At 28.7% G+C, this 24,146-nt stretch carries 26 protein-coding genes; 23 read left to right on the top strand and 3 right to left on the bottom strand.

From position 1 onward, the window contains the following. Positions 1–14: 14 nt before the first annotated feature. The 5 genes from rsgA to EG57_RS26730 all read left to right on the top strand — a co-directional run bounded on the left by rsgA (position 15) and on the right by EG57_RS26730 (position 3,321). Positions 15–881, top strand: a complete 867-nt coding sequence (gene rsgA / locus EG57_RS0213370) for a ribosome small subunit-dependent GTPase A (protein WP_032077690.1) — start codon at positions 15–17, stop codon at positions 879–881. 38 nt (positions 882–919) lie between these two features. After that, positions 920–1,570, top strand: a complete 651-nt coding sequence (gene rpe / locus EG57_RS0213365) for a ribulose-phosphate 3-epimerase (protein WP_032077689.1) — start codon at positions 920–922, stop codon at positions 1,568–1,570. Then, entirely contained in the window at positions 1,571–2,209 is a 639-nt protein-coding gene (locus EG57_RS0213360; RefSeq protein ID WP_032077688.1) for a thiamine diphosphokinase, read from the top strand. 178 nt (positions 2,210–2,387) lie between these two features. Then, positions 2,388–3,062, top strand: a complete 675-nt coding sequence (locus tag EG57_RS0213355) for a DUF2971 domain-containing protein (protein WP_032077687.1) — start codon at positions 2,388–2,390, stop codon at positions 3,060–3,062. Positions 3,063–3,153: 91 nt separating this feature from the next. Then, complete coding sequence (locus tag EG57_RS26730; protein ID WP_200880555.1) at positions 3,154–3,321, top strand: hypothetical protein; 168 nt, start codon at positions 3,154–3,156, stop codon at positions 3,319–3,321. Positions 3,322–3,467: 146 nt separating this feature from the next. Here EG57_RS26730 and rpmB read toward each other — a convergent pair whose 3' ends face one another. Next, positions 3,468–3,659, bottom strand: a complete 192-nt coding sequence (gene rpmB, locus EG57_RS0213350) for a 50S ribosomal protein L28 (protein ID WP_007061457.1) — start codon at positions 3,657–3,659, stop codon at positions 3,468–3,470. 204 nt (positions 3,660–3,863) lie between these two features. Between rpmB and EG57_RS0213345 the strand changes: the two genes are divergently transcribed. The 6 genes from EG57_RS0213345 to EG57_RS0213320 all read left to right on the top strand — a co-directional run bounded on the left by EG57_RS0213345 (position 3,864) and on the right by EG57_RS0213320 (position 9,742). Beyond that, the gene (locus tag EG57_RS0213345) at positions 3,864–4,214 is read left to right on the top strand and encodes an Asp23/Gls24 family envelope stress response protein (protein WP_032077686.1); all 351 of its coding nucleotides are present in this window, start codon (positions 3,864–3,866) and stop codon (positions 4,212–4,214) included. A gap of 15 nt (positions 4,215–4,229) precedes the next feature. Beyond that, positions 4,230–5,867, top strand: coding sequence for a DAK2 domain-containing protein (locus EG57_RS0213340; RefSeq protein WP_032077685.1), 1,638 nt, complete (start codon positions 4,230–4,232; stop codon positions 5,865–5,867). A gap of 95 nt (positions 5,868–5,962) precedes the next feature. Next, positions 5,963–8,008, top strand: coding sequence for an ATP-dependent DNA helicase RecG (gene recG / locus EG57_RS0213335; RefSeq protein WP_032077684.1), 2,046 nt, complete (start codon positions 5,963–5,965; stop codon positions 8,006–8,008). Between the two features lie 146 nt (positions 8,009–8,154). Then, positions 8,155–8,715 carry a 16S rRNA (guanine(966)-N(2))-methyltransferase RsmD gene (gene rsmD / locus EG57_RS0213330; RefSeq protein ID WP_032077683.1) on the top strand — a complete coding sequence of 187 codons (561 nt, stop codon included), beginning with the start codon at positions 8,155–8,157 and terminating at the stop codon, positions 8,713–8,715. Between the two features lie 5 nt (positions 8,716–8,720). Beyond that, on the top strand, positions 8,721–9,203 hold the full coding sequence (gene coaD / locus EG57_RS0213325) for a pantetheine-phosphate adenylyltransferase (protein ID WP_032077682.1): 483 nt from the start codon (positions 8,721–8,723) through the stop codon (positions 9,201–9,203). Positions 9,204–9,217: 14 nt separating this feature from the next. Next, positions 9,218–9,742, top strand: coding sequence for a hypothetical protein (locus tag EG57_RS0213320; protein WP_032077681.1), 525 nt, complete (start codon positions 9,218–9,220; stop codon positions 9,740–9,742). On the opposite strand, the gene ylbJ is transcribed toward EG57_RS0213320, so the two are convergent. Together ylbJ and EG57_RS0213310 are read right to left on the bottom strand one after the other, a co-directional pair. Continuing rightward, complete coding sequence (gene ylbJ / locus EG57_RS0213315; RefSeq protein ID WP_032077680.1) at positions 9,725–10,894, bottom strand: sporulation integral membrane protein YlbJ; 1,170 nt, start codon at positions 10,892–10,894, stop codon at positions 9,725–9,727. The two genes, EG57_RS0213320 and ylbJ, sit on opposite strands and share 18 nt — an antisense overlap. A gap of 146 nt (positions 10,895–11,040) precedes the next feature. Continuing rightward, positions 11,041–12,267, bottom strand: a complete 1,227-nt coding sequence (locus EG57_RS0213310; protein ID WP_032077679.1) for a nucleotidyltransferase — start codon at positions 12,265–12,267, stop codon at positions 11,041–11,043. Positions 12,268–12,522: 255 nt separating this feature from the next. Here EG57_RS0213310 and pta point away from each other — a divergent pair, with 255 nt between their 5' ends. The 12 genes from pta (at position 12,523) to ftsY (ending at position 24,058) form a co-directional block, all read left to right on the top strand. Then, entirely contained in the window at positions 12,523–13,527 is a 1,005-nt protein-coding gene (gene pta / locus EG57_RS0213305) for a phosphate acetyltransferase (protein ID WP_032077678.1), read from the top strand. Between the two features lie 16 nt (positions 13,528–13,543). Beyond that, complete coding sequence (locus tag EG57_RS0213300) at positions 13,544–14,743, top strand: acetate/propionate family kinase (protein ID WP_032077677.1); 1,200 nt, start codon at positions 13,544–13,546, stop codon at positions 14,741–14,743. 95 nt (positions 14,744–14,838) lie between these two features. Further along, positions 14,839–15,342 carry a YceD family protein gene (locus tag EG57_RS0213295; protein WP_032077676.1) on the top strand — a complete coding sequence of 168 codons (504 nt, stop codon included), beginning with the start codon at positions 14,839–14,841 and terminating at the stop codon, positions 15,340–15,342. Between the two features lie 14 nt (positions 15,343–15,356). After that, positions 15,357–15,539: a 50S ribosomal protein L32 gene (gene rpmF / locus EG57_RS0213290; protein ID WP_032077675.1), complete on the top strand. Its 183-nt coding sequence runs from the start codon at positions 15,357–15,359 to the stop codon at positions 15,537–15,539. Positions 15,540–15,630: 91 nt separating this feature from the next. Beyond that, positions 15,631–16,638 (top strand): phosphate acyltransferase PlsX, encoded by a 1,008-nt coding sequence (gene plsX, locus EG57_RS0213285; protein WP_032077674.1) that lies wholly within the window; start codon positions 15,631–15,633, stop codon positions 16,636–16,638. Between the two features lie 135 nt (positions 16,639–16,773). Next, positions 16,774–17,007, top strand: coding sequence for an acyl carrier protein (gene acpP / locus EG57_RS0213280; RefSeq protein WP_108849544.1), 234 nt, complete (start codon positions 16,774–16,776; stop codon positions 17,005–17,007). A gap of 133 nt (positions 17,008–17,140) precedes the next feature. After that, positions 17,141–17,842, top strand: a complete 702-nt coding sequence (gene rnc / locus EG57_RS0213275) for a ribonuclease III (protein WP_200880563.1) — start codon at positions 17,141–17,143, stop codon at positions 17,840–17,842. Further along, complete coding sequence (locus tag EG57_RS0213270) at positions 17,835–18,923, top strand: elongator complex protein 3 (RefSeq protein WP_032077671.1); 1,089 nt, start codon at positions 17,835–17,837, stop codon at positions 18,921–18,923. The genes rnc and EG57_RS0213270 overlap by 8 nt, the downstream gene beginning before the upstream one ends. A 48-nt stretch (positions 18,924–18,971) precedes the next feature. After that, positions 18,972–19,232 (top strand): stage V sporulation protein S, encoded by a 261-nt coding sequence (locus EG57_RS0213265; protein WP_007060107.1) that lies wholly within the window; start codon positions 18,972–18,974, stop codon positions 19,230–19,232. 207 nt (positions 19,233–19,439) lie between these two features. Beyond that, the gene (locus tag EG57_RS26295; RefSeq protein WP_108849443.1) at positions 19,440–19,538 is read left to right on the top strand and encodes a DUF4044 domain-containing protein; all 99 of its coding nucleotides are present in this window, start codon (positions 19,440–19,442) and stop codon (positions 19,536–19,538) included. A 10-nt stretch (positions 19,539–19,548) separates the two neighbouring features. Beyond that, positions 19,549–23,115, top strand: coding sequence for a chromosome segregation protein SMC (smc, locus tag EG57_RS0213260; protein ID WP_032077670.1), 3,567 nt, complete (start codon positions 19,549–19,551; stop codon positions 23,113–23,115). Between the two features lie 31 nt (positions 23,116–23,146). Next, positions 23,147–24,058, top strand: a complete 912-nt coding sequence (ftsY, locus tag EG57_RS0213255) for a signal recognition particle-docking protein FtsY (protein ID WP_032077669.1) — start codon at positions 23,147–23,149, stop codon at positions 24,056–24,058. The last annotated feature ends 88 nt before the right edge of the window (positions 24,059–24,146 follow it).

Below are 24,146 nucleotides of genomic sequence, written 5' to 3'. Positions count from 1 at the left end.
CAATAGGAGGGTGTATGGAAGGAACTATAATAAAGGGAATAGCAGGGTTTTATTATATAAAAACAGATAAAAATGTAGTTGAATGTAAAGCTAGGGGTAAGTTCAGGCACAATGAACTTACACCTATGGTTGGTGATAAAGTAGAAATTACAATAAAAAATGGAAAAGGTGTTATAGATAAAATCTATCCTAGAATAAATAAGCTTATAAGACCTTCTGTGGCAAATGTAACCCAGGCATTAGTAGTTTTTGCATTAAGAAATCCTGAAATAAATGAAGAATTGTTAAATAAGTTTTTGCTTAATTGTGAATACAATAATTTAAAGGCCATAGTATGCTTTAATAAACTAGATTTGATATTGCAAGAAGAAACAAATGAAATTGTAGAAATGGTTAAAAGTGCAGGGTATGAAACGTTGTTTTTGAAGGCTAAGGAAGGTTATGGAATTGATTTGATAAGAGAAAAGCTGCAGGATAATGTTACAGTTTTATGTGGGCCTTCTGGAGTTGGAAAATCTACAATATTAAATTCCATAATGGGAGAAGAAGTTATGGCTACGGGAGAAATAAGTGAAAAGCTGAGACGTGGTAAACACACTACAAGGCATAGTGAACTTATAGATATTGGAAATGGATTTTTAGTGGATACACCAGGATTTTCTTCTTTAGAAATAGAATTTATTTCTAAAGAAGATTTACAACAATGTTTTCCTGAATTTGATTCATATATAGGTAATTGCAAATTTACAGGATGCTTTCACTATAAAGAGCCTGGATGTGCTGTAAAGCATGCTTTAGAACAAAAAAAAATAAATGCAAAAAGATATGGATTTTATATAAAAATGTTAGAAGATATAAACAATAGAAAAAAACAATGGTAGCTATTTTTAGTTGCTTTAATTAAGGAGGAAAATACAAAATGATAAAATTAGCACCTTCAATATTGTCAGCAGATTTTTCTAAATTAGGTGAGGATATTAAAAAATTAGAAAAGTATGGAGCAGACTGGGTACATATAGATGTAATGGATGGAATGTTTGTACCTAATATATCTTTTGGAATACCTGTAATTAAGAGTATAAGAAACATTACCTCCCTTACTTTTGATGTTCATTTAATGATAGAAGAACCTGCTAGATTTGTGGAAGACTTTATAAAAGCAGGAGCAGATATGATAACTATACATTATGAAGCAGATAGACATATAGATAGAACAGTCAATTATATAAAAAGCTTAGGAGCTAAAGTAGGTATAGCTTTGAATCCAGCTACACCTGTGGAAAATATAAAGTATTTGCTACCTAATTTGGATATGGTACTTATAATGACTGTAAATCCTGGATTTGGTGGTCAAAAGTACATAAATTATTGTTCTGAAAAAATAAAGGAATTAAAAGAATTAAGCAATAAGTTTAATAAGAATTTACTTATAGAAGTAGATGGTGGAATAGGAAAAGACAATATAAAAATAGCAGTTGAATGTGGTGCTAATGTAATAGTGGCTGGATCTGCAGTTTTTAAAGATGGAAAAATTGAAGAAAACATAAAGATGTTAAAAGGGGATAGGTAAATGAAAATAGTAATTGTATCAGGGGGAGAAGCACCATCCTATGAGTTAATAGAAAAGGAATTAGAAAATAGTTCTTTTTTGATTTGTGCAGATAGTGGTGGAAATTGCTTATACAAGTACAATATATTGCCTAATTATTTAATGGGAGACTTTGATTCTATAGATAGAAAAGCTTTAGAATTTTTTCAAAGATCTTCAAAGTGTTGTATAGAAACTTATCCTACAGATAAAAATTTTACTGATACAGAGCTTGTGCTAAACAAAGCATTAGAACTAGGTGGAACTGAAATTGTTTTATTAGGTTGTATTGGTACAAGAATAGATCATCTAATGGGAAATATGGGTATGCTTTTAAAATGTTTGAAATTAAATATAAATGCTTTTATAAAAGACGACCATAATTGTATTCAAATAGTAGATAAGCCTATAAAAATAAAAGGAAAAAAAGGTGCAACATTTTCGCTTCATTGCTATGGTGAAAGTGTAGAAAATTTAAGTATAAATGGAGCTAAGTATAAGCTTCAAGAGTACTTTTTGAAAATAGGAGACCCTAGAACTATATCTAATGAATTTTTAGATGAGGAAGTTAAGATAAGTTTTACTAGTGGAAATTTAATGGTATTTTATAGTAAAGATTAGACATAATTAATAGAAAATATGTAATGAAAATAAGTTCACAGATTCTAGTGAACTTTTTTATATTTTTTGAATTTATCGAAATATTAAGTAGTTAAAAGGGAATATTACATAATATGTACATACTATTTAAAATCTTATAATTTTGGAGTATTTAAGTATAGGAAAGGAAAAATAAATAATGAATGCATATGGTCTTATTTTAGATGAAAGTATTAAAAAAAATATAAAAATTTATAGATATATGACATTAGGTAAATTTATGTGCATGATGGAAAAGCAGGAAATCCATCTTGCAAAAATTAAATCTTGGGAGGATAAGTGGGAAATACCTACGAATGAAACTGAAAATAAATATTTATATAATAATGATTTATATGGACAATGCTGGAGTTTAGAAGGCATTTCAGATGCATTATGGAAAATTTATTCATCAAATAAAGAGGGGATATTAATTGAAACTTCTCCAGAAAAATTTAAATTAATTTCTGATATTAAGTTTGGAATACTTTCGCCAGTTATATATTATAATGATTTACAAAAAGCACTATTAGAATTAAAAAATGCGAAGGGTGCTAAAGCCATATTTGGAAGTGGACTATTAAAAAGAGCAGCTTTTAAACATGAAAATGAAGTTAGACTAATTGTTATAAATAATGAAGAATGCTTAGATAAAAAATATGAAAATTGCACACATATAAATTTAAAAATAGATCCATTTAAATTTATAGAGGGTATAATAGTTGATCCGAGAGCTAGCGATTGGTATTTAGAAACTATAAAATTATATTGCTTACGATTAGGTTTTAATATTATTCCGATAAAATCAGATTTATATTCTCCAGATGATTTATAAGTAATTAAAATTTTAAGATTAACAATATTTTTGTAACATTCTATTTTTCTGTTTCATATAATAATATAGAATAACTTTGGGGGATAACAATATGTCTAAGAAGGTGTGTAATAAAAGTTTTAAGAAAAAAGTTGGAATTGCTCTGGTATCCATTGGCTTGGGGATTATAATTACTGTTATTATCCCGTTTTGGGGATTTATAATGGTGGTTGGTGCATTACTCATCTGCCTAGGATTTAAGCTTATAGATTTTCATTAATTTGGGGGAGGAATATATATGAAATTTATTACAATAAAACTTCCTAGATTTATATCTAGAATTATAAAAGTCTTTAAGAAAAAAAAATAAATTTACAGTAAAATAAATAAAAATGCAATTGTAAAAACAACTGCATTTTTTATTTATTAAATAGCACGTTGAACCTTTCCAGAACGAAGGCATCTTGTACAAACATGAATAGTTTTTGGAGTTCCGTTAACTATGGCCTTAACTTTTCTTATGTTTGGAGCCCATGATCTTTTAGATTGACGGTGTGAGTGGCTGTATTGAACACCAAATACAACGCCTTTTTCGCATATTTCGCACTTCTTTGACATTAAAAACACCTCCTTAAAAAATTGTGAAGAAATAATCTCCTCAATTCAAACATTTATTATTTTACCATAGAATATGTTAGTTGCGCAAGTATATAATATAATTTAGTAGAGTAAATAATGTTTTAAATTATATATTTCCTTGAATAAATTTATTATTTAATATAAAATATGTTATATGATGTTTAAAGTAGGGAGGGTTTTATTATGATAGGTAATATCACCAGCGAGAATGGATATATTAATTATTCAGAAGAAGTAATTGCCAATATAGTTGGAGTTTCAACTATGGAATGCTATGGTGTTGTAGGTATGGCTTCAAGGAATGCTAAAGATGGACTCTGGAAATTAATAAATGGTGAAAACTTAAGTAAAGGTGTAAAAGTTCGTTCAAAGGATAACGAGTTATTTATAGAGTTATATATAATGGTTGAGTATGGAACAAAAATATCTGTGATAGCTAATAACATAATTCAAAAAATAAAATATAATTTAGAAAATTATACAGGACTTAAAGTATCAAGTATTACTGTAAATGTTCAAGGTGTCAGAGTCTAGGGAGGTAAATCATAAATGAAACACTTAAAAATAGATGGGCAATGCTTTTATAATATGGTTGTAAATGGGAGTAACTCCCTAGAAGAAAACAAAGAGTATGTAAATTCTTTGAATGTTTTCCCAGTTCCAGATGGCGATACAGGAACTAATATGTCTATGACGTTTAGAACAGCTGTATCAGAAATACAAGGTATGCAAAATAAATCAGTTGGAGAAATTGTAAGAAAATTAGCTAAAGGTGCACTTATGGGTGCAAGGGGAAATTCTGGCGTAATACTTTCACAAATATTTAGGGGAATCGCAAAATCATTAGAAACAAAAGAATATGTTAATTCTAAAGAATTTGCGGAAAGCTTAATGGAAGGGTCAAAGGCTGCTTATAAAGCTGTTATGAGACCTACAGAAGGTACTATACTTACTATCATAAGAGCAGCCGGCGAAAGTGCGGTTAAATGTGAAAGTGACGATATAGCAGTAATGTTAGAAGAAGTTTGTGACTACAGCAAATCAATGCTTAATAAAACTCCTGAAATGCTTCCAGTGCTTAAAAAAGCTAAGGTAGTTGATGCTGGCGGTATGGGACTTCTTATAATACTTCAAGGAATGTATGAAGTTGTAAAGAATAATATGGAGTCAATAGAAATTAAATCTCCTAGAAAAGTTGAAGTGCCATCGGTAATTCAAAATTTAGAAGAACATGATATAAAATTTGGATATTGTACTGAATTTTTTATACATTCAAACAATGTTGAAATTGATGATTTTAAAAACACCATAGAAAAGATTGGTGATTCTATGGTAATAGTTAATGATGAAGATATAGTAAAGGTTCATATTCATACAAATGATCCAGGTAAGGTATTGTCAGAAGCCGTTAAACTTGGAGAACTTTCTAAAATAAAGATTGATAATATGAGAGAACAGCATAGAAATGTATTAGATATACATAATGAAGCCTCTATTGAAAAGGATGAAGAACAGGAAAATATTCAGTTAAAGAAGTATGCTTTTGTATCAGTGGCCATGGGAGAAGGAATAAAAAATATATTTGAGGATCTAGGAGTAGATTTTGTTATAGAAGGCGGCCAAACTATGAATCCAAGTACTCAAAATATATTAGAATGTATAAATAAAATAAATGCAGAAAATATTCTGGTTTTCCCAAATAATAAAAATATAATTATGGCAGCTAATCAAGCAGCAGAAATTTCTGATAAAAATGTAAAGGTGGTAGAAACTAAAACTATACCTCAGGGAATTACAGCTATAACATCATTTAATGAAGAATTAGAACTTGATGAAAATATAAAAGCTATGGAAGAAGGTATAAACAAGGTAACTACAGGTTCTGTGACTTATGCCGTGAGAGATACTGAAATAGATGGTAAAGTCATTAAAGAAGGAGATATTCTAGGTATTGTAGAAGGAAAAATAGAGGAAATAGGGAATGATATGTTTAACATATGCAATAATATTGTTTCCAGCATGGTGAAGGATGACAGTGAGCTAATAACTGTTTTTTGTGGAAAGGATTGCGAAAAAGATAAAGTAGATGAATTTTCAAGTAAACTTCAAGAAAAATATAAAGATATAGATGTACAATTTTACGATGGAAATCAGCCATTATACTACTTTATTGTATCTGTGGAATAAAATCTTGAATAAAAAAAGCCTTTAGGCTTTTTTTATTTGTAGATAAGCAAGTATTTTAATAATGTTTATTATGAACTTTAAAAGTGGGTGGTTTTGTGGATGTATATAGTGATATAAGCAGCATAAAAGGGGTTGGACCTAAAACAGCAGATAATTTAAGAAAATGTGGTATATTCAATATTATGGATTTGCTTCTATATTTCCCAAGAGATTATGAAAGTATATCTTCTTGTGGAAATTTAAAAGGAGAAAAAACTAATAATAAAGTTATAATAAAGTGCAAAACCATTAGAACTGAAAGAGATATAAGAACTAAAACAGGAAAAATATTAACAACTATAGTTTTTCATGATGGAAATAATATTTTAAAGGGAAAATGGTTTAATCAGCCTTATATAAAAAATAACTTTAGAATAGGTAACACCTATACTTTGATGGGAAAAATAGAAGAGTTTAGAGGGTCAATATCTATTGTTAATCCCAAATTGTTAAAAGACAATCAAAATATTTCAAAAGTAGAGGAAAAGATAATACCAAAGTATCCTTTAAAATCTGGAATAACTAGCAATTTAGTAATTAAGTTAGTAAATGCAGTATTAGAAGATGTAGTAATAGTAGAAAATTTACCCAATTATATAATAAATAAATATAAATTATGTTCTCTAGATAAAGCCATAAGAGTTATACATAATCCTATAAATTTAGCTGAGTTAGACGAAGCTACTAAAAGACTTAAATTTCAGGAATTATTTACATATTCATTAAAAATATTGATGCTTAAAAACTATTTTAATGAAAATAAAAAAGGTATAGCATTTGGTATAGCAAAAGAACTAAATGATTTAAAGGATAGGCTTCCTTATGACTTGACTAAGGCTCAAAATAGGGTAATAAGAGAAATATTAATAGATGAAAAAAAATCGTGTCCTATGAATAGGCTGGTTCAAGGTGATGTAGGAAGTGGTAAAACTATTGTAGCATTAATATCCATATTTAATGTTATAAAAGATGGATATCAAGCTGTAATGATGGCACCTACGGAAATATTGGCTACTCAGCACTATGATGAAGCATCAAAATTATTTGAAGGCTTTGATATAAATATAAAGTTACTTTGTGGAAGTGTATCACAAAAAAACAAGCAGAGTATAAAAAAAGAATTGGCAAGTGGAGAAATAGATTTAATAATAGGTACACATGCTTTGATTGAAGATGATGTAGAATTTAAAAATTTGGGAATGGTAGTTACAGATGAACAGCATAGATTTGGAGTAATGCAGAGAAGCAGATTGACTAATAAAGGAGCAAATGTAGATACTATTGTCATGACGGCTACTCCAATACCTAGAACTTTAAGCCTTTATCTTTATGGAGATTTAAATGTATCAATTATTGATGAATTACCTCCAGGACGTCAAAAAATAGAAACTCAATATATTAAACAAGATTTTAAATATAAAGCTTATAATTTTGCTTTAGATGAAATAAGAAAAGGACGACAAGTATATATAGTTTGTCCACTAGTTGAAGAGAATGAGGAATTAAAATTAAGTTCTGTGGAAAACTTATACATGGAATTGAAAGAAAAGTATTTTAATGATATAAGTATGGAAATACTACATGGTAAAATGACTCCCAAACTCAAGGAAAAAATAATGAATGATTTTAAGGAAGGAGAAACAAAGGTTATTGTTTCAACTACAGTTATAGAAGTGGGAATTAATGTTCCAAATGCTACTCTTATGATAATAGAAAATGCAGAAAGATTTGGATTAGCACAGCTTCACCAATTAAGAGGAAGAGTGGGAAGAGGAAAATACAAATCCTATTGTATACTTATTGCAGATATTAAAAATGATATTATAAGAAAAAGAATGGAAATCATGAAAAGCAGTAATGATGGATTTTTTATTGCGGAGCAAGACTTAAAAATTAGAGGAGCAGGCGAGATATTTGGTTTTAGGCAGCATGGTGAAAATGGACTTATATTAGCAGATGTAGTTCAAGATATAAATTTATTGAAATTAGCAAATTTAGAAGCTAAAAGACTTACTGAAAGTAATGATGAGAAAGATATAAATATTAAAAATGGGATTTATGATAAAATTGGTAAAAGTACAAAATATATTTGTTTTAATTAATTTTATAAAAGAATAAGTATTCTGAGAATTGAAATTGTATTTCTAATAATTGAAATAAATTTTGTATAATGAAAGCATATATGTTAAAATATTATAGAAAAATATATAATTTTTAAACATCGTGATAATTACAAGGAGGAAAAATTATGAGAATTATTGCAGGTCTTGCAAAGGGAAGAAAAATTATGTCACCAATTGGTATGGATACTACGAGACCTACTTTAGATAGAGTAAAAGAAGCTATGTTTAACATAATACAAAATAAAACTTATGGTTCAATAGCTTTGGATGTGTTTTCTGGAACAGGAAGTTTAGGATTAGAAGCTGCTAGCAGAGGAGCTAAACAATGTTATTTAGTTGACAAAAGTCCTGAAACTTATTCCTTTTTAGTTAAAAATGTGCAAAATCTGAAATTCGAACAAATTTGTAAGTGTATTAATATGGATTCATATAAGGCTTTGGAAGAATTTGCGAGAAAAAAGATAGTTTTTGATTTGATTTTTATAGATCCACCTTATATGAAGGATATGATTCCACCTGCAGTTGAAATTATAGAAAAAGAAGGATTGCTTAATAAAGATGGACTTATAGTAACTAAAATTGATACTAGAGAAGAATTATATCAGGGAACAGATAAAATAATACTTGTTGATTATAGAAAGTATGGTAAAACAACAGTTTGTTTTTATAGGTACAGGGAGGATTAATTATTATGAGAACAGCAGTATATCCTGGAAGTTTTGATCCTATAACTAATGGTCATTTAGATATAATAAAAAGATCTTCAAAGGTTTTTGACGAATTGGTTGTTGGAGTATTAATAAATCCTCAAAAAAAAGGGCTTTTTGATATAGAAGAAAGAGTTGAATTAATTAAAAGAGCTGTTAAAGATATACCAAATGTAAAGGTTGAAAGTTTCAGTGGATTACTTATTAATTTTTTGAGACAGAAGAATGCTAAGGTAATAGTTAAAGGACTTAGAGCTGTTTCAGATTTTGAATATGAGTTTCAAATGTCACTTATGAATAGTAAATTGGATCCTAATATAGAAACAGTATTTATGATGGCTAGTTCAGGAAATTCTTTTCTAAGCTCTTCATCAGTTAAGCAAGTAGCTATGTTTGGTGGATGTATTAAAGGATTAGTACCAGATAGTGTAATGCCAGCTGTAATTAATAAGATAAAAAACCTTTAGGGGGAAAAGATTTTATGGATGTTATTAAATTACTAGAATATCTTAATGAAATTATAGAAACATCTGCAAAAGTTCCTATGACAGGGAAAGTCATAGTACACAAAAAAGAAACTTTGGAAATAATAGAAAAAATAATTAATTATCTTCCAGATGAATTGAAAAAAGCACAATGGATAGTTGAGGAAAAAGAAAGAATATTAAGTGAGGCTATTGAAGAATCTGAAAATTTAAAAAGGGAAAATATTAACTTTTTAAAGAAGCAGATAGAAAATCACGATATAACAAAACAAGCAAAAGTAAAAGCAGAGGCTATTGTAGCTTCTGCTGAAAGAAGTGCTAAATCCATAAGATTAGGAGCTAGAGATTATGCAGATGAAATTTTAAATCAGTTAGACAATGAAATAGCTAATAAAAGTAAAATTATGATGATAAACTTAAAAAAGCAAATGCAAGATTTTGTAATTGATTTGGAATCTAGCATTAACTTGAATTCTGATACCATAAGAGAAAATGTTAAAGAACTAAGAGATATGAAATAGCTTCTTGATCTTAAAAATAATCCAAGGTAACATTATTAAAAAAATAATTGTTATTATAAAGCCATATTCAAGTGAGTAAGTGCTTATATAATTTATATTTGAGCTTTGTTTTGATTGACTGAAATACATAAGTTTATAAAGAATAATGCTTATTGCAGAACAGCTTATACCTTGTAGTATCTTTCTGAAAGCATATTTTTTCATGGAAATATTAAATTTATAAGTAAAAGAGTAAACTTGTGAAATAATAGATAATCCGCTAAATGTAAAAAGAAAACTTACTATTGCTATTTTTAATAATATGGATGAATTTGATGCTGAAACTAAATTGCATCCATTAGTCATTTCTATTATTCCAAGCAGGAATCCCTGTAATATGTCTTGTGGAGTATTAAGCAATAGAGAAAGCTTATATGAAAAACTATTAAATAAATAGTTACTTTTAACAATATTATTTACTACAGAAAAAAGGGTAACAAATCCTCCTATAGATAGGCAGGTTTTAATGGAATTTTCAATACTGGATTTAAGGACATTACCAATGTTTGAATTTGAGTAAGTGTGAGTTCCCTTAAAGCCATTTTTTTGTCCACAAATATCTGCAGGAAGAAAAAAGCCCATAGCTATACATGAGAGAGCATTTGATAATAATAATATATATCCTATTTTAGAGTCTTTTAACATGGATATACCTACAGACCCAAGTACAAATAGAGGGCTTGCATTTGAAGCTATATTTAATAACCTTTCACAGGTTTTTAAGTTTATTATATTCTTTTCATACAGATCACAAGCATATTTTGCGCCTAAAGGATATCCACAGAGCAAACTTATAATTAATACAAAGCTACAGTTTTTAGGAAGTCTTAATGGTCTACATAAAGCAGTTCCAAGAATTTTAGAGTATATATATATGCCATCGTAAGCCATTATTACATTTGATACGATTAAAAATGAAAATAAAGAAGGAAATACTTTATAGAAAAAAAGTAAAGATCCGGATACCGCTCCATCTATACATAATTTAGGAGAAGCTATTATTTCCAATATAATCAAAGAACAAATTATGGTTACAAAAATATTTTTGTTCTTCAGTAAAAGAGCTAGTAATATAATTATGATTATTATCAATATGTATAAAATAATTTTCAATCTTAAACACCAACCTTATATAAATCTACAGTGTGGGAAAATTCTGCAAGTACTACGAAGTTTAACTTGCTATATAAGTATATTTAGAAATTTTATTAGTTATTCTAATTTTATATAAGATGGTGTTAAATTGTTTATGTGTAAGGCTATTTAATTATTATTGGACTGGTCAAATAGTCTGCATTAGGATTTATACTTTTATTTAACAGACTGTAGACCTTAGTACCATGTATATCTAAACTTAAAGTAGGAATTGGATCTTTGGGAAGTTTAGTGTATATAGGGATGGTTGAGGTTTCCTTTAATGTTTTCAAAAGTTTTGAACCTGTGGAATTAAAACCAAGAATTCTAGCATATGGACAAGGATCTTTTCTTAAAGTTGCAGTATCCCAGTTTTCCAAACCTAGGAAAAATTGACATAGAATTCTGTTTATACGAGTATAAGTATATCTTTTAGTTTTGGAATGTAATATTAGGTCATTAAAATTTTTAGTATTTTCTAAGACTTTGAATATTCTATTTTCAATACCTTCAGATACGTCTGGAAGTTTTGTTATAGAATTTTTATATAAGGTATATTTATATTTTATATAAGAAATCATTTCATCCTCAAAGGTGAAATGGTAATTGTTTTCATTTAAATTTAACAATAAGGTATATACATTTTTTGGAATGTATTTTTTTAAAATATTGATATTTGTATTTTCTTTTAAATATTTTCTAATGGAGGATGCACTAGAAAATTGTTCATTAAAAACAGTACTATTATAGTGTCCCCCTTCTCTATTTATAGTAAAGGGCAAAATATTACTATTCAATTTGATTAATTTTTTGCAATATTCTAAACCCAAAATATTATTGGGAGAATTCAAAATTTCTTGAATATTTTTAAAACGAGATAATTCACTGCTGGAAACTTTCAAAAATTTTAATAATGCTTTACTTCTTGCAAGTGGATAAGAAAAACCTTTATTGAGTTCATCTCTGAGAAATTTTTTAAAATTTTCAGGTTCTTCAGATAGTATTTTTGATATGTATAATAAAGTCTCGATATCGCCACATTCACTTCCAAAACATAGATTATTTACTGTTCCCAAACTATTTAAAAGGCTTATGGCTCCGCTAGCAAAAAATTCAGCAGAAGATGAACTGTAAATTAAAGGAAGTTCTATAACTAAATCAACTCCATTCATCAATGCCATTTTAGTTCTGGTCCATTTATCGACTATAGCAGGAAGTCCTCTTTGAACGAAGTTACCGCTCATTATTGCGACAATAGCATCACAATTAGTTAGTGATTTGGATTTTTTTATATGGTATAAATGTCCATTATGAAAAGGGTTATATTCAACTATAATTCCTGTAATATTCATACCTTGCCCTCCGATTTTTTTTGTAAGGTCTAATTTATTTATGAGTAATTTATGTAATATTAAGTATAACATTTTACATAAATAATAAACAAATGTTACAAAAAATATTGTGATTTTTATGTTTTATAGAAATTTTTTTAAGAAAAAATTAAAAATATAAGTTTTTTTATTGAAAAATATATAAGAAAAGGATTATAGTATATAGTGTATGTACTTTTATATAATTCTATATATTTTGAAGGGAGCAATAAAAAAATGAAATTAATGGATGAGATTTGGGAAAAAGCTAAGGCTAATAAAAAGACAATCGTTTTACCAGAAGGTGAAGAAGAAAGAACACTTAAAGCAAGTGCAAAAATAGTAGAAGAAGGACTTGCAAATTTAGTCCTTGTAGGAAATGAAAAAGTAATAAGAGAAAAAGCTGCAAGTATTGGAGTCAATTTAGAAGGAGTAAATGTAGTAGATCCTGAAACTTCAGAGGATACTGCGAAATATGCTAATGGATTTTATGAATTGAGAAAGAAAAAAGGAATGACTCCAGAAAAAGCAGATAAGATAGTAAGAGATCCTCTATATTATGGAACAATGATGGTAAAATTAGGGGATGGAGATGGAATGGTTTCAGGAGCTATTCATACTACTGGTGATCTTTTAAGACCAGGACTTCAAATAATTAAAACTGCTCCTGGAGTATCAGTTGTTTCAAGTACATTTATTATGAATATACCAAATTGCGAATATGGAAAAGATGGAATGCTCCTTTTTGCAGATTGTGCAGTTAATCCATGTCCAACTGCAGAAGAATTAGCTTCAATTGCTGTAAGTACAGCAGAAACTGCAAAAAATCTTTGTGGAATGGATCCAAAGGTTGCAATGCTATCATTCTCAACTATGGGAAGTGCTAGCCATGAATTAGTTGATAAAGTAACAAAAGCTACTGAGCTTGCAAAATCAATGAGACCAGATTTAGATATAGATGGAGAATTACAGCTTGATGCTGCTATAGTTCAAAAAGTAGCTGATTTAAAAGCTCCAAATAGTAAAATAGCAGGAAAGGCAAATGTATTAGTATTCCCAGATATTCAAGCTGGAAATATAGGATATAAACTAGTTCAAAGATTTGCTAAAGCAGAAGCTGTAGGACCAGTTTGTCAAGGATTTGCTAAACCAATCAATGATTTATCAAGAGGATGTAGTGCTGAAGATATAGTTAATGTTGTTGCTATAACTGCAGTTCAAGCACAAGCACAAGAAAACTAAAAGGAGAGATTGAGAAATGAAAGTATTAGTAATAAATTGTGGAAGTTCATCATTAAAGTATCAATTAATCAACATGGAAGATGAAAAAGTACTAGCAAAAGGATTAGTTGAAAGAATAGGAATAGAAGGTTCAATATTGACTCAAAAAGTTAATGGAGAAAAGTATATTATTGAACAACCAATGAAAGATCATAAAGTTGCAATAAAATTAGTATTGGATGCTTTAGTTGATAAAGAACATGGAGTAATCAGCAGCATGTCAGAAATATCGGCAGTAGGTCACAGAGTTGTTCATGGCGGAGAAAAATATGCAGAATCAGTACTTATAAATGAAGATGTTATGAAAGCTTTAGAAGAATGTGTTAAATTAGCACCACTTCATAATCCACCAAACATAATAGGAATAAATGCTTGTAAAGAATTGATGCCAAATACTCCAATGGTTAGTGTGTTTGATACATCATTCCATCAAACTTTACCAGACTATGCATTTACATATGCGTTACCATATGAACTTTACACTAAAAATGGTGTGAGAAAATATGGATTCCATGGAACTTCTCATAGATTCGTATCAGCAGAAGCTGCAAAAATGATGGGTAAAGATCCAAAAGAATTAAAAATAATAACTTGTCATTTAGGAAATGGTGCTAGTCTTTGTGCTGTAGATGGAGGAAAGGCTGTAGATACTACAATGGGATTTACTCCACTTGCAGGACTTGTTATGGGAACTAGATGTGGAGATATAGACCCTTCAATAATACCTTTCTTAATGAAAGAATTAAATTTAAGTGTGGATGAAATTAATGATTTAATAAATAAAAAATCAGGTGTATTCGGTGTATCAGGAGTAAGCAGTGACTTCAGAGATATTGAGAATTCAGCTAAAGAAGGAAATAAAAGAGCAGAGCTTGCAATAAATCTATTTGATTATAGAGTAAGAACTTCTATAGGTTCTTATGTAGCAGCTTTAAATGGAGTAGATGCAATAGTATTTACAGCAGGACTTGGTGAAAACTCAGGCGTAAATAGAGCAAAGATATGCGAAGGATTAACTTATTTAGGAATTAAAATAGATGCAGAAAAGAATGCTCAAAGAGGAGAAGCAATTGAAATAAGTACTTCAGATTCAAAAGTTAAAGTATTTGTAATTCCAACAGATGAAGAACTTATGATAGCTAGAGATACAAAAAATATTGTAGTATCTGGTAAATAAGAGAAATTGCAATTAAATAGCAACAATAAATAATTCTTGACTTTTAATGCTCATCTTTATATAATAAATGTGGCTAATATGTAGAGGTGAGCATTATGAAATTAGATGTGTCAGATTTATTAAAAAGAGAAAAGGCCGAAAAAGAGCTCCATCTTGAAATTCAGGAAGAAAGTTTTCATGATGGTAGGGAAACTATAAAATTTCTACATCCAATTAAATTAAATGGGGCACTAAATAAAATTGGTGATATGCTTGCTTTAAATGGCACTATAAGCACCATGTTAGAGCTAACTTGTTCAAGGTGTCTTGAAAAATTTGGTTATGCTGTGGATATTACCATTGAAGAACAATTTACCAATAATGATGGAGCAAGTAGAGATGGCGATGTCATCTTTATTGATAGTGATACAATAGATATCACAGAAGTAATTGAAAACAATATAATTGTAGAGATGCCAATTAAAAGGCTTTGTAGAGAAGATTGCAAAGGATTATGCCATAAATGTGGTAATAATCTAAATTTTGCTACATGCCAATGTGAAGATGATGATATAGACCCAAGATTGGCAAAATTGAAAGACATGTTTTCGACTGATTAAGGAGGTGTTTTACTGTGGGAAATCCAGCGAGAAGATTTTCAAAAGGAAGAAGAGATAGAAGAAGAGCACAAACTTTCAAATTAAGTTTACCAGGAATAGTTGAATGTCCTCAGTGTCATGAAATGAAACTTGCTCATAGAGTGTGCAAGAGTTGTGGATATTATAATGGCAAAGAAGTTATTTCAACAGAAAAATAACAAAAGAGAAAGTCATAGGACTTTCTTTTTTTTCATAATAATTAATAAATGTTATGGCTTATCAGCTGTTGCATAAAAAGGAAGTGAGAATATGGTTATTGCAGTAGATGGTATGGGAGGAGACTTTGCACCAGCAGCTGTGGTAGATGGATGTGTTCAAGCTGTAAAAGAGTATGATGTAAATATAATTATTACAGGTAAGAAAGAACTTATTGAAAAGGAATTGAATAATTACAAATATCCTAAGGATAAAATTGAAATATTTAATGCTGAAGAGATAATAAGTACAAATGAAGCTCCAGTTATGGCTGTTAGAAAGAAAAAGGACTCTAGTTTAGTTAGAGCTTTTGAATTGGTGAAAGAAGGAAAAGCGCAAGGTGTTGTTTCAGCAGGAAGTACAGGTGCCATAATGACAGCAGCAACGCTTATAGCAGGAAGAATTAAAGGGATAGATAGAGTGACTTTAGCACCTATTATTCCAGGCAAAAATGGAGCATTTATGGTAACAGATGTAGGAGCTAATGTTGATTGTAAACCTCAATATTTAATTCAATTTGCCTTAATGGGAAAAATATACTTTGAAAATATTTTGAAGATTACTAATCCCAGTATTGGATTAATAAATATAGGAGTGGAAGAAGAAAAGGGAAATGAGTTAACTAAAAGTACTTATCAAATGTTTAAACTTAAATCAGATGAGTTCAATTTTATAGGTAATGTGGAACCAAGAGATGTATGTAATGGTGATGTAAATATTTTAGTTTGTGATGGATTTGTAGGCAATACCATACTGAAAATGTATGAAGGAGTAGCCATGAATTTATTTAGCATGATTAAAGAAGAAATTATGAAATCATTTACAACAAAAGTAGGTGCAGCACTATTAAAACCTGTGTTTAAAGGATTAAAGAAAAAAATGGACTATTCCGAATATGGAGGATCTGTATTTTTAGGATCAAAAGCAATTTCTATAAAGGCTCACGGTAGTTCAGATAGTAAAGCTTTCAAAAATGCAATAAAACAAGCTTATAATTGTTATGAAAATGAAATTGTAGATAAGATAAAAATTCAACTGGAAAAGTTAGCAGAAGAAAATTAGTAATATATTTTTTGAATAATATAAATTTAATGAATTAATATAAAATAATTTAACATAATAATTTTAGTAGCATTTATATTGACGGTGAAGTAGTTATGTAATATTATTTATGTATAAAGCTTTTAGGAGGTGACAATTATGTTTGAAAAAATTCAAAATTTAATTTCAGAGCAGCTTGGTATAAGCTCAGAAGAAGTAACTATGGAAGCATCATTTATTGATGATTTAGGTGCTGATTCACTTGATGTTGTTGAATTAATAATGGCTTTGGAAACAGAGTTTGATTTAGAAATACCTGATGAAGATGCTGAAAAAATAACTACTGTTGGTGACGTAGTTGAGTACATAAAAAATCATACTGAAGAGTAGAATTAAAGTCCCGCTATATACGGGACTTTAAATCTGTAAAGTTGTAGTTTATTCTTGAGTTTACTTAATTAAATAGCAACCTGAAGAATAAACTTCAGAAGGAGTTAAAATAATGCTTGTAAATGAATGTGTAATCAATAAAAATGATATATTTGTAGAGTTAGAACGAAAGTTAGACACATGTTTTAAGAATAAAGAATTATTAAAAGTAGCGTTAACACATAGTTCTTATGCAAATGGAAAGAAAAATATTAAATTTAATGAAAGATTGGAATTTTTAGGAGATTCTGTGCTTCAGATTTCTATATCTGAATATTTATTTTTAAATTATTCAAAAAAAACTGAAGGGGAACTTACTAAGAGAAGAGCACTTATTGTATGTGAAAATTCTCTTTATGAAATAGCTAAGAAATGGGATCTTGGAAAACATATAAGAATGAGTAAAGGTGAAGAACTTACAGGTGGAAGAGAAAGGGTATCAATATTGGCAGATTGTGTGGAAGCTATAATAGCAGCTATTTATATTGATGCTGGTTTTGAAAAGGCAAAGGAATTTGTACTTACTAATTTCAAAGAAACTATAGATAAAGCAATAAAAAATAAAATAGTATTGGATTATAAAACAAAGCTTCAAGAGGTAATGCAAAAAAATGGAGATGTGGATATACAATATGATCTAATTAAATATGAAGGACCTCCTCACAGAAGAAAATTTTACACACAGGTATCTGTAAATAGCAAAGTTTTAGGTAATGGTACAGGTTATAGTAAAAAAGAATCTGAACAAAGCGCAGCAAAAAAAGCACTAAAGGGGTTGGAGAAGGATAATGGGTAAAAATCATTATATAATACCTATATTTGTGCCTCATGAAGGGTGTCCACATAATTGCGTATTTTGTAATCAAAATACTATAACAGGAAGCAGTGGGAAAATAGATGCTGAATTTACTAGAAATACTATAGAAGAATATTTAAAAACTATAAAAAGAGAAAATTCAATAATCGAAGTTTCTTTTTTTGGAGGTACATTTACAGCAATAAGTATGGAAAAACAGAATGAATTTTTGGCTGTAGCAAAAGAATATAAAGAAAAAGGATTTATAGATCTTATACATTTATCTACAAGACCTGATTATATAAATGATGAGATACTTACAAATCTTAAAAATTATTCTGTAGATGTAATAGAGCTTGGCGTTCAATCCTTAGATGAAGAAGTGCTTTTAAAATCTGGAAGAGGACATTTACCAGAAGATGTAGTTAAAGCATCAAAGCTTATTAAGAAATATGGATTTGTATTAGGACATCAAATTATGTTAGGTTTACCAGGTGATACTTTTGAAAAAGATATAGAAACCACTAAAAAATCTATACTTATGAAACCAGATATATATAGAATATATCCTGCACTAGTTATTAAAGATACACCTATGGAAAAAATGTATGAGAGTGGTATGTATAAGCCTTATGGTTTATATGAAGCAGTAGAAATATCAAAAGTAATATATTGTATGCTTACTTCAAATAATATAAATGTTATAAGAATTGGACTTCAGCCAACAGAGGAAATAAATGAAGGAAAAGAGATTGTATCAGGTCCTTTTCATGCTGCATTTAGAGAATTGGTGGAAGGAAGTTTATATAATCAATGCATATTAGAAGAGATAGATAAGGTTAAAGAACAAAAGATTATGATTAAAGTTAATAGTAGAGATTTATCAAAAATATATGCAAATAAAAAAATTTTTTTTAAAGACATTAAACAACAATTAACTACAACAAATATTCAAGTAAAACAGGATAATTGTGTGCAAAGAGGAAGTCTTCTTTTTATATATGGCGAAAAAAGTAAAAACATATCAATTTTTGAATATATGAGCGAAAAATATAAAGAAGGGAAATACAGGGTTTTATAGAATTATATCCTTATAAGTATATGCATATTTGTAGGGAGGAATTAAATTATGGAAGTATTAAAAGTATCAGCTCAATCTCAACCAAAATCTGTAGCAGGAGCACTGGCAGCAGTGCTTAGAGGAAATATTTCTGCAGAAGTTCAGGCCGTTGGAGCAGGGGCAGTTAATCAAGCTATAAAGGCTATTGCAATTACACGGGGATTTGTAGCACCAAATGGTATTGATTTGGTAGTGGTTCCAGCTTTCTCTGAAATAAAAATAGAAGGTGAAGAAAGGACTGCCATAAAATTTATAGTTGAACAGAGATAACATAATTAATAAAAAACCCTGTGTAGACAGGGTTTTTATTTTTATTGCATTGATATTTTGATTCATATATTATAAACTATATTTTGTATTAAACATAAAAATAAACTTAAATATTTTATTAGTATGTATAATGTACTTCAAAAGATAAAATATTAAAAAGGTTAATAATTTGCATGAAAATTTAAAAATTAGGAGAGGTGTTTTCTTATGAAAAAAGAGAAAAGAGAAAAAATGACTAAAGTATTTGTAGTTTTGGTAGTAATTATATTTGTGGTTAGTATAATTCCACAGCTGTTTGGAAGATAAGGAGATCCTTATGTTTTTGAAGTCTATGGAAATAAGAGGATTTAAATCCTTTGCAGATAAAACAGAGCTGGTATTTAAAAATGGAATTATGGGTATAGTAGGACCTAATGGCAGTGGTAAGAGTAATATTTCTGATGCAGTAAGATGGGTTCTAGGAGAACAAAGCGTAAAGAGTTTAAGAGGCGGTAAAATGGAAGATGTCATTTTTGCTGGTACTCAATTTAGAAAACCTGTAGGATTGTGTCAGGTATCTTTAACATTGGATAATGAAGACAAAAAGCTTCCACTAGATTATGCATATATCACCATATCCAGAAGATTGTACCGTTCGGGAGAAAGTGAGTACTATATAAATAATACCCACTGCAGATTGAAAGATATTCAGCAATTATTTATGGATACAGGAATAGGAAAGGAAGGATATTCTATAATAGGTCAAGGTAAAATTGAGGCAGTACTAAGTGGTAAGCCAGAGGAAAGAAGAAGCCTTTTAGAGGAAGCAGCTGGTATAGTAAAGTTTAAGTGGAGAAAAGAGGATGCACAGAAGAAATTAGAAAATACTGAAAGCAACCTTGTAAGAATAGATGATATTTTAGAAACTTATAGTGAAAGGCTGGAACCTCTAAGAATTGAGAATGAAAAGGCTAAGGAATTTATAAAGCTATCTGAAGAGCTTAAAATTAAGGAGATAAACATTGCTGCGCATTTTATTGAAAAGGTTCAATGTAAATTAAATGAAATAGAAAATACCATAAATGATGTAAATTTGGCTAATGAAGAGTTAAACAATAGATGTAATGAAGTAAAAAATTCTATTAAAAAATGGAATGATGAAATTCAAACAATAAATTTGAAAAGTGAAGATTATAAAAATGAATATTATAATACTAAGTCTAAAAAACAAAATTTAGAATCTCAAACTTCTTTGTTGCATGAAAGACTAGAAAATTTGTCTCAGCTCATAGAAAAAAATTTAAAGGAACTTGAAATTGTAAAAAATAAGATATTGAATATGAATAAGATAAAGAATGAGGAAACTATAGAATTAGAATCTTTGAAAGATGAGCAAAAAAGTTTAAATAATGAAATAGATAATTATGAAAAGTTTATAGAAAAAGTAAATTTATCTATTTATGATAAAAATGATTTAGTTAAGAGATTAAAAGATGATCAAATAGAATATTTAAGCAGCATTGCTAATTCTAAAAATAGTTTAATCATGATAAAAAATGATTTAGATGAAACAAAAAAGAAAATACAAGAATTAAAGGATTCTTGTAATAGTTATGTACATTCTATTACTATAAATCAAGGTACAAAAGAAACATTACTATCTGAAATTGAAACAGTGAAAAGTAAAATAGTGAAATTTGAAAATAATATTAAATTTAATAAGCAACAAATTGGTAAAATCAATAATAATTTGGGTAATAAAGATAGGGAATTTAAAGAATTAAATGTTTTGCACAATAAACTAGAAGCTAATTGTCACATGCTTATTAATCTGGAAAAGCAGTATGAAGGATATAATAGAGCTGTAAAAAACCTTATGCAGGATGTAATAAAGAGTAAAGTAATAGTTGAAAAAGACAGCTGTTTCGTATTGGGAGAAGTCATAGATGTAAAAAAAGAATTTGAAACAGCTATAGAAATAGCATTAGGAGGAACTATTTCTGATGTTATAACTAAAAATGAAGAGATTGCTAAGAAGCTTATAAAACATTTAAAAGATAATAATATGGGAAGAGCTACATTTTTACCTTTAAATATAGTTAAAGGCAAAAAGTTAGCTTATGAGGATAGAGTATCTAAAATTGATGGATACATAGGAATAGCAAGCCAGCTTATACAATATGATAAAATTTTTACTAATGCTATAGAATATTTAATCGGTAGAACTATAATCTGTAGAGATATGGATAGCGCTCTTAAAATTGCTAAAGAGATTAACTATAGTTTCAAAATAGTTACACTTGCAGGGGAAGTGGTTAATCCAGGAGGAGCTCTTACTGGAGGAAGCGTTTATCATAAGAGTGTTAGCATTATGGGAAGAAAAAGAGAAATAGAAGAGACAAAAATAAAAATACAAAGTACTAAAAAGAAAATAAATTTGTTGAGTGATGAAATACAAGGAATAAGAACTACTTTAAAAAGTTTAGATGAACAAAATTTAAATTTAAAAGATTCAATTTATCATGAAAACATTGAAGTAACAAGAATAAAAGAAAGAATAAGTACTATTGATAGTGAAAGTTTAAAAATCAAAGAAAATCTTAAGGTATCTAATAATGAAATAGAATTGCTAAATCAAAAAGTAAATAATGTGATAAAAGAGATTCAGGAAAAGCAAGAAAACTTAAAAGTATTATCTGAAAAGCAATTAAAAAATGATGATTCTATTATTGAAATGGAAGAAAAACTTAAAGATAAAAATAAAGAAGTTCAAATTACCAAGGAAAAACTTGTTGGGCTTAAAATAAAAAAGGCTAGAGTAGATGAAAATGTTGGAAATAGATCCAATTCATTGCGAAAATTAAGTGAAGACTTGGATGAATTAAGGCAAAAGGGAGTTCATATAGAAGAAGAAATTAAAGATTCAAATGAAAATGTATTTAAGAATAAAAGTGAAATTGATTCCAATGGAAAAGAAATAGTCAAGATTAATGAGGATATATTAAAAAAGAAAGAAGATATTAAAGAGTTAGAAGTGGAATTGATTGAAGCGAAAGAAAAATTAAAAATAAGCAATGGAAAAATGGAAAGTATTAATTTGTTAATTGGGAAAAAGGAAGATGAATTACACAGGATGGAAGTTTCTTTAGCAAAGCTTACTACAGAAAAAGAGGTGTTTTACAAGAAACTTAATGAGGAACTCCAAATTACATATGCAGAAGCATTAGAAAGTAAATCAGAGATAAAGGATATAGAGGTTTATAAAAAAGATATTTTAACCTTAAAAAATAGTATAAGTTCCTTAGGTATAATTAATCTGGGTGCAATAGAAGAATTTAAGGAATTAACTGAAAAGGTAAGTTTTATGACTACTCAAAGAAATGATTTAATAAATGCAAAAGATGAATTAGTAAGTTTAATAAATGAAATGACAGATAAAATGAAAGTAGTATTTAATGAGAATTTTAATAAATTAAGATATAATTTCAATGAAACTTTTAGAGAACTTTTTAAAGGTGGAAATGCAGATTTGCTTTTATCAAATGGAGATGAATTAACAGGAAATATAGAAATAACAGTTCAACCTCCAGGAAAAAAACTTCAAAACATAAATCTTATGTCTGGAGGAGAAAAGGGATTATCTGCTATAGCATTACTTTTTGCTATTTTAAAGATGAAGCCGACACCTTTTTGTATACTAGATGAAATAGAAGCGGCGCTAGATGATGCAAATGTGTCTAGATATGCTGAATTCTTAAAAAAGTTTTCTGGAAGTACACAGTTTATTGTTATAACACACAGAAAAGGAACTATGGAAGCTAGTGATGCATTATATGGAGTTACTATGGAGGAAAAAGGAATATCTAAAGTGGTTTCCGTAGATCTAGAGAAAGAAGCATCTTAAATAACTTATAATTCATATAGGAGGAGTACAAATGTTTGGAGGATTTTTTGACAAACTAAAGAAGGGTCTTACAAAGACTAAAGATAATTTTACTGAAAAGATAACAGATATGCTAAGTGGTGCTATGAGCATTGATGACGATTTGTATGAAGAGTTAGAAGAAATATTGATAACAGCAGATATAGGTGTAGATACTACACTTTATATAATAGAAAAGCTGAAAGAAAAGATAAGAGAAAAGAAGATAAAGGACCCTAGTCTAGTTAATGATTGTTTAAAAGAGGTTATAGTAGATATACTTGGAGAAGAAGGAGCTACTATAAAACCTAATAAAACTCCTGAAGTAATACTAGTTATAGGGGTAAATGGAGTAGGCAAAACTACGTCTATAGGTAAGATATCAGCTAAGTTAAAAAATGATGGGTACAAAGTATTGATGGCAGCAGCAGATACTTTTAGAGCAGCAGCCATTGATCAACTTGAAGTATGGAGTAATAGAGCATCAGTAGATATTATAAAGCATCAAGAAGGATCAGATCCTGCAGCAGTTGTATTTGATGCAGTACAGGCTGCTAAGGCTAGAAAAACTGATGTACTTATATGTGATACAGCTGGAAGATTACACAATAAGAAAAATTTAATGGATGAGCTTGGAAAAATCAATAGAGTAATAGATAGAGAATTTAGTGAAGTGGAAAGAGAGACTCTTTTAGTGCTAGATGCTACTACAGGACAAAATGCAGTAGAACAAGCAAAACAGTTTATGGAGGTTTGCCCTATAGATGGAATAATCTTAACTAAATTAGATGGAACTGCTAAGGGAGGAATAGTTATTTCAATAAAACATAGTTTAAATATACCTGTAAAACTTGTTGGCGTAGGTGAAGGTATAGATGATTTACAGGAATTTGATCCAAAAGAATTTGTAGAAGCATTATTTTAAAAGGTGTTAAGTAAAAATACTTGACAGGTCATTAAATTTTTGATAATATGAATATCGTTGAATTAATAATAAATCAAGGGAGTGAATT

The organism is Clostridium drakei, from assembly GCF_000633595.2.
In the GTDB taxonomy this organism is placed as follows: domain Bacteria; phylum Bacillota; class Clostridia; order Clostridiales; family Clostridiaceae; genus Clostridium_AM; species Clostridium_AM drakei.
Note: the sequence above shows the minus strand (reverse complement) of the source record. Positions and strands in the feature narration are given on the sequence as shown.

Excerpts from the sequence above, each read along its gene's own strand:
- EG57_RS0213310 (WP_032077679.1), bottom strand. The coding sequence starts at position 12,267 with ATGAATATTACAGGAATTATAGTTGAATATAACCCTTTTCATAATGGA.
- smc (WP_032077670.1), top strand. The coding sequence starts at position 19,549 with ATGTTTTTGAAGTCTATGGAAATAAGAGGATTTAAATCCTTTGCAGAT.
- EG57_RS26730 (WP_200880555.1), top strand. The coding sequence starts at position 3,154 with ATGTCTAAGAAGGTGTGTAATAAAAGTTTTAAGAAAAAAGTTGGAATT.
- EG57_RS26295 (WP_108849443.1), top strand. The coding sequence starts at position 19,440 with ATGAAAAAAGAGAAAAGAGAAAAAATGACTAAAGTATTTGTAGTTTTG.
- EG57_RS0213360 (WP_032077688.1), top strand. The coding sequence starts at position 1,571 with ATGAAAATAGTAATTGTATCAGGGGGAGAAGCACCATCCTATGAGTTA.
- EG57_RS0213265 (WP_007060107.1), top strand. The coding sequence starts at position 18,972 with ATGGAAGTATTAAAAGTATCAGCTCAATCTCAACCAAAATCTGTAGCA.
- EG57_RS0213340 (WP_032077685.1), top strand. The coding sequence starts at position 4,230 with ATGAAACACTTAAAAATAGATGGGCAATGCTTTTATAATATGGTTGTA.
- EG57_RS0213320 (WP_032077681.1), top strand. The coding sequence starts at position 9,218 with ATGGATGTTATTAAATTACTAGAATATCTTAATGAAATTATAGAAACA.
- rsmD (WP_032077683.1), top strand. The coding sequence starts at position 8,155 with ATGAGAATTATTGCAGGTCTTGCAAAGGGAAGAAAAATTATGTCACCA.
- EG57_RS0213345 (WP_032077686.1), top strand. The coding sequence starts at position 3,864 with ATGATAGGTAATATCACCAGCGAGAATGGATATATTAATTATTCAGAA.
- rpe (WP_032077689.1), top strand. The coding sequence starts at position 920 with ATGATAAAATTAGCACCTTCAATATTGTCAGCAGATTTTTCTAAATTA.
- EG57_RS0213300 (WP_032077677.1), top strand. The coding sequence starts at position 13,544 with ATGAAAGTATTAGTAATAAATTGTGGAAGTTCATCATTAAAGTATCAA.
- pta (WP_032077678.1), top strand. The coding sequence starts at position 12,523 with ATGAAATTAATGGATGAGATTTGGGAAAAAGCTAAGGCTAATAAAAAG.
- coaD (WP_032077682.1), top strand. The coding sequence starts at position 8,721 with ATGAGAACAGCAGTATATCCTGGAAGTTTTGATCCTATAACTAATGGT.
- ftsY (WP_032077669.1), top strand. The coding sequence starts at position 23,147 with ATGTTTGGAGGATTTTTTGACAAACTAAAGAAGGGTCTTACAAAGACT.
- EG57_RS0213355 (WP_032077687.1), top strand. The coding sequence starts at position 2,388 with ATGAATGCATATGGTCTTATTTTAGATGAAAGTATTAAAAAAAATATA.
- plsX (WP_032077674.1), top strand. The coding sequence starts at position 15,631 with ATGGTTATTGCAGTAGATGGTATGGGAGGAGACTTTGCACCAGCAGCT.
- EG57_RS0213295 (WP_032077676.1), top strand. The coding sequence starts at position 14,839 with ATGAAATTAGATGTGTCAGATTTATTAAAAAGAGAAAAGGCCGAAAAA.
- EG57_RS0213270 (WP_032077671.1), top strand. The coding sequence starts at position 17,835 with ATGGGTAAAAATCATTATATAATACCTATATTTGTGCCTCATGAAGGG.
- rpmB (WP_007061457.1), bottom strand. The coding sequence starts at position 3,659 with ATGTCAAAGAAGTGCGAAATATGCGAAAAAGGCGTTGTATTTGGTGTT.
- rsgA (WP_032077690.1), top strand. The coding sequence starts at position 15 with ATGGAAGGAACTATAATAAAGGGAATAGCAGGGTTTTATTATATAAAA.